Origin of the sequence: Alicyclobacillus sacchari (genome assembly GCF_004366795.1) — a bacterium.
Classification (GTDB): Bacteria; Bacillota; Bacilli; order Alicyclobacillales; family Alicyclobacillaceae; genus Alicyclobacillus; species Alicyclobacillus sacchari.
Map to the genome: position 1 here is coordinate 1 of NZ_SORF01000059.1, position 1,259 is coordinate 1,259.

Below are 1,259 nucleotides of genomic sequence, written 5' to 3' on the forward strand. Positions count from 1 at the left end.
GGGAATCAAGGGGTCAATGTGGATGACAAAATGAAAAAAGCGATTAGGGCTGGGTTGAACAAGCACTATTACAGCCAGAGGCAGAACAGCTTACGGGTCGCATACGAGTTAACTCTTAGAGACTATTTTTCAACACGGCAAGTGCGGGACGATGGGACGACGTATCCCGTACTCTTGGAGTCAATACCGTCATACGCTCAATTTCTCTATTGGGCACGGAAGTGGAATGACCCGAAACGTGAGATCATTACACGGCATGGAGCGCGTGCGTATCAACAGAGCAGTCGTACTATTGTTGGACATGCCACAATGGACGCTGACCTGGGATGTGCCGACTTATGGGAAATCGACAGCACAGTTCTGGATGTATGGCTCGTCTCATCTTTGAATTCCAATGTAGTTTGTGGAAGACCGCGTTTGATATTGTGTACCGACGTTTTCAGTCGCCAGATAATGGGGTACTCGCTAACGTATGAATCGCTAAATGCCTATTCTTCGGCGATGTTGGCACTCGCCATGTCAATGACCAGCAAAGTCGCTTTCTGTGCTCAATTCGGAATCAATATCACCGATGAGGACTGGGATTATTGTGTTCCAAATCGCATATTGGCAGATCGCGGAGAGCTAATTGGCACTCACATTGAGAATGCCGTCGAACAACTTGGAATCACCATTCAGAACAGTCCGCCTTACCGCGCAGACCTCAAGGGTGTCATTGAGCAAATGTTTAATCAAATTCACTTGAAGATCAAACCTTTTGCTGACGGGGTAGTTGTAAAGGGGAACCGCCCAAGAGAGCGAGGAGAAGTAGATTATCGGTTACGCGGTAATTTGACATTGGAGTCGATGAACCAAATCATCTTAAAGCTCATTATTTTCCACAATAAACATCACGTTTTGGACGATTATCCTCTGGATGCGAGCATGATTGAAGAAGGGGTTGAGAAAATCCCTATCAAGCTTTGGGAACATGGTCTGAAGCATAAAAAGGGTCAGCTTCGGCGATTGCCACCAGAAACAGTGCGGATGGCGTTGTATCCCAGCGATGAGGCAACTGTGGGAAGCAGAGGCGTGGCGTTTAAGGGGCTCGCTTTTGCATCTGAATACACGCTCAGTCAAGGTTGGTTCCAACGGGCGCGAGCGAAGGGCAGTTGGAAGGTAAAAGTCAGCTACAATCCAATGGATATGACCCATATTTACATTCGCGATGAAGATGGGCTTGGGGTTCACAAGCTAACGCTATTGGAGCATTTACAGCA

At 47.4% G+C, this 1,259-nt stretch carries 1 protein-coding gene; it reads left to right on the forward strand.

The window, feature by feature from the left end:
- Positions 1 to 309: 309 nt before the first annotated feature.
- Positions 310 to 1,259, forward strand: a 950-nt coding sequence (locus C7445_RS14415; RefSeq protein ID WP_166669188.1) for a Mu transposase C-terminal domain-containing protein, incomplete at its 3' end; no start/stop codon positions are given.